Origin of the sequence: Parvibaculum sp., from assembly GCF_035511255.1 — a bacterium.
In the GTDB taxonomy this organism is placed as follows: Bacteria; Pseudomonadota; Alphaproteobacteria; order Parvibaculales; family Parvibaculaceae; genus Parvibaculum.
Genome location: NZ_DATKFR010000265.1, coordinates 1 through 3919 on the forward strand (window position 1 = coordinate 1; position 3919 = coordinate 3919).

The 3919-nt window shown below is 65.3% G+C and carries 3 protein-coding genes; all 3 read right to left on the minus strand.

Features of this window, described 5'->3' with window-relative positions; all coding sequences use genetic code 11:
* Positions 1-1227 (minus strand): copper resistance system multicopper oxidase (locus VMR03_RS10625; protein ID WP_325404988.1); only part of this gene is annotated, 1227 nt, incomplete at its 3' end.
* A gap of 66 nt (positions 1228-1293) precedes the next feature.
* Positions 1294-1680, minus strand: a complete 387-nt coding sequence (locus VMR03_RS10630) for a hypothetical protein (RefSeq protein WP_325404990.1) — start codon at positions 1678-1680, stop codon at positions 1294-1296.
* Positions 1681-1759: 79 nt separating this feature from the next.
* Positions 1760-3919, minus strand: a 2160-nt coding sequence (locus tag VMR03_RS10635; RefSeq protein WP_325404992.1) for a copper-translocating P-type ATPase, incomplete at its 5' end; no start/stop codon positions are given.

The following is a 3919-nucleotide window of genomic DNA, read 5'->3' on the forward strand; positions in this document are numbered from 1 at the left end:
CTTTTCGCCCGCCGGAAATCCCGCCCCCCATCCCTTCGGGCGAGCATCATCCTCCGGCTTTGCCTCGCCCGCCGGAGCTTTCATTGCGGCATGATCCATGCTCTTCATGTCCATGCCCTCCATGTTCATGCCGGGCATCGAAGCGTGATCCATGCCTTCCATTGACCCCATACCCATGTCGGCCATGGTAAGGAGCGTCCGGGCGCGCATCGGCGGCACTTCGGCCTCCATTCCCTCGCGCGGCGCGAGCGTTCCGCGCGCATAGCCCGAGCGGTCGAGCGACTGCGCGAAGATCGTATAGGCCTTGTCCTCCTTCGGCGTGACGATGACGTCATAGGTCTCGGCGATGGCGAGGCGGATTTCATCGACCGGCACGGGCATCACGTTCTGCCCGTCCGCCGCTACGACGATCATCTTCAATCCCGGTATGCGGAGATCGAAATAGGTCATCGCCGAGGCGTTGATGACGCGCAGTCGAATGCGCTCGCCGGGCTTGAAAAGACCGGTCCAGTTGGCGCCGGCCGATTTGCCGTTGACGAGAAACGTATAGCCCGTCACGTCGGCGAGATCGGTCGGGTCCATGCGCATCTCGCCCCAGGCGAGACGGTCGCGGACCGTCGCGCCGACGCCGTCCTTGCCCATGTCGCTGAAGAAGTCGCCGACGGTGCGTTTGGCGCGGTTGTAATAGCCGGAATCCGCCTTGAGATTGCTCAGGATGTCGTCGGCGCGCTCGTCGGTGAAATCGGTCAGCATCACGACATAGTCGCGATCCGCTTTCACGCCGCCGGGCTTTGCCGGATCGATGACGATCGGTCCCGCCAGCCCCTCCTGCTCCTGCCCGCCGGAATGCGAATGATACCAGTAGGTGCCGGTCTGGCGGATCCTGAAGCGATAGGTGAAAGTCTCGCCGGGCTTTATGCCGTGAAAGCCGTTGAGCCCCGGCACACCGTCCATCTGGCCCGGCAGCAGGAAGCCGTGCCAGTGAACGGAGCTGTCCTCTTTCAGCTTGTTCGTCACATGGATGGTGACGTCCTCGCCTTCGGTGAAGCGCAGCAATGGCCCCGGATATTGTCCGTTGAGGGTGATGGTGTCGGCGTGTCGTCCGCCGACATCGACGTCCTTCCGGTCGATAACGAGGCTGTATTCGCCGGCCTCGGAAGTGAAGGCGGAAAGCGCAATTGCCAATGCCGCCATGATTGCCGGCAGAGCCGGCTTGAGCAGTCTCATGAGTCTGATCCTTTATTGGTCGCAATACACGTCACTCCGCGCGTCGCGCGCGTCGCCGGTCGCGGCCTAGATCAGAAAACGCTGTATACGGAGGTAAACGGGGCCGAAACCGGCCGTTCCATCTCTTATGGCATGGAGGGGAGGTGGCTCGTGCGGGACGGACGCCGCGAGAGCCGGGTCGCGCATCTGCGCGACGAACAAAATCTCTCCCCTCGCCGGCAGGAGCGGTGCCGAAAGCCGGTCCGCCGGCCGAAGCCAGGCGATGCTCCGATGCTCCACCGCGCGGCGATTGTGATGGCATTCCGGCTCGCCGCCGGATGCGCTCCCGTCGGCGTGGTAACCCGTCATCGCAACGATGTTTGCTGCTTCCGCATGCGGGCAACCGGAGGCGTCTGCGAGCCCGATCAGGGCCGCGAGAACGAAACCGACCAACATCAGCGGCTTGAGCTTCACGGGCGAGCTTCTCCTTGTTCCTGCCTGTCTAGGCCTTCCAGCAGGTGGAAGGTCAAGACGGTTCTCTTGCGTCAAAAAGTCATTCGAGTGCGACGAGACGAAGCCGCAAGGCATTGCCGATGACGCTGACGGAGGAGAGCGCCATGGCGGCCGCCGCGATGATCGGCGAAAGCAGCACTCCGAAGACCGGATAAAGCACGCCCGCGGCGATCGGAATGCCGGCCGCGTTGTAGACAAAGGCGAAGAAGAGGTTCTGCCTTATGTTCCGCATCGTCGCCTGGGAGAGGCGCCGCGCGCGGACGATGCCCATCAGGTCGCCTTTCAGCAGCGTGATGCCGGCGCTCTCCATCGCGACGTCGGTGCCGGTGCCCATGGCGATGCCGATCTCGGCGGCGGCGAGTGCCGGCGCGTCGTTGACGCCGTCGCCCGCCATCGCGACGACGCGGCCGGCCTTCGTCAACTCGTTCACGACGTCGGCCTTCTGGTCCGGCAGGACTTCGGCCTTCACCTCGTCGATGCCGAGACGGCGGGCAACGGCTTTCGCCGTCGTCGGATTGTCGCCGGTCAGCATGACGATGCGGATGCCTTCCGTCTTCAAGGCCTTCAGGGCTGCGGGCGTCGTGTCCTTCACCGGGTCGGCGATGGCGATGGCGCCGGCGAGCTTGTCGTCGATGCCGATGAAGATCGCGGTCGCGCCGTCCAGCCGCAACTCGTCGGCCTCCATCGCAAGCGGCGCGGTTGCGATGTCCTGCTCGTCGAGAAAGCCAGCATTGCCGATGACGATGCGCTTGCCTTCGACCGTACCGATGGCGCCCTTGCCGGATGGCGAGTCGAAGTCGCTCGCCTCGGCCAGAGCGAGATTGCGCGCCCTGGCGGCGGCGACGATCGCGTCGGCCAATGGGTGTTCGCTCGCCCGTTCGACGCTGGCCGCAAGACGCAGCAGGTCCGCTTCCAGGAAACCGTCGGCGGTGACGATCGAGGTCACCCTGGGCTTGCCTTCAGTCAGCGTGCCGGTCTTGTCGACGACCAGCGTGTCGATCTTCTCCATGCGCTCCAGCGCCTCGGCATTCTTGATGAGGACGCCGAGGCTTGCGCCACGTCCGACGCCGACCATGATCGACATCGGCGTCGCGAGGCCGAGCGCGCAGGGGCAGGCGATGATGAGGACGGCGACCGCAGCGACCAGACCGAAGGTGAAGCGCGGTTCTGGCCCCCAGATCGACCATGCGACGAAGGCGGCGAGGGCGGCGAGGATCACCAGCGGCACGAACCATCCGGCCACCTTGTCGGCGAGGCGCTGGATCGGCGCGCGCGAGCGTTGGGCTTCGGCGACCATCTGCACGATGCGCGAGAGCATGGTCTCGCGGCCGATCTTTTCGGCCACCATGATGAAGCTGCCCGATTTGTTCATCGTGCCGGCGATCACCTTCGCGCCCGGTTCTTTCGTCACCGGCATCGCTTCGCCGGTCACCATGGATTCGTCGATGGCGACCCGGCCCTCGGCGACGCTTCCGTCGCAAGGCACTTTCTCGCCGGGGCGCACACGCAAGCGGTCGCCGACCGCGATTTCGTCGAGCGGCACCTCCTCATCCTCGCCATCCGCGCGGATGCGGCGCGCGGTTTTCGGCGCAAGGTCGAGCAGGGCGCGAATGGCGCCGCTCGTCTGTTCGCGCGCACGGAGCTCCAGCACCTGTCCGAGCAGCACCAATACCGTGATGACGGCGGCCGCCTCGAAATAGATCGCGACGGCGCCGTCCATGCCGCGAAAATTCTCCGGGAAGAGGCCCGGCGCAAGCGTCGCGACGATGCTGTAGCCCCAGGCGACGCCGGTGCCCATCGCGATCAGCGTGAACATGTTGAGGTTGCGCGTGACGAGCGACTGCCAGCCGCGCACGAAGAATGGCCAGCCGCCCCAGAGCACGACCGGGGTCGCCAGCGCGAGCTGGATCCAGTTCGACAAGGTGGCCGAGATCAGCATCCGTCCGATCAGGTGTCCGCCCATTTCGATTGCGAAGACGGGCAGCGTCAGCACGAGGCTGATCCAGAAGCGCCGCTGCATGTCGATGAGTTCGTGGCTCGGTCCTGCATCGGCGGTCGCGACCACCGGTTCGAGCGCCATGCCGCAGATCGGGCAGGAGTCGGGGCCGACCTGCCGGATTTCCGGGTGCATTGGGCAGGTATAGATCGTGCCTTCCGGCTCGGGCCTTGTCGCCGCCGGCTTTGCTGCGTCGGCCTTCAG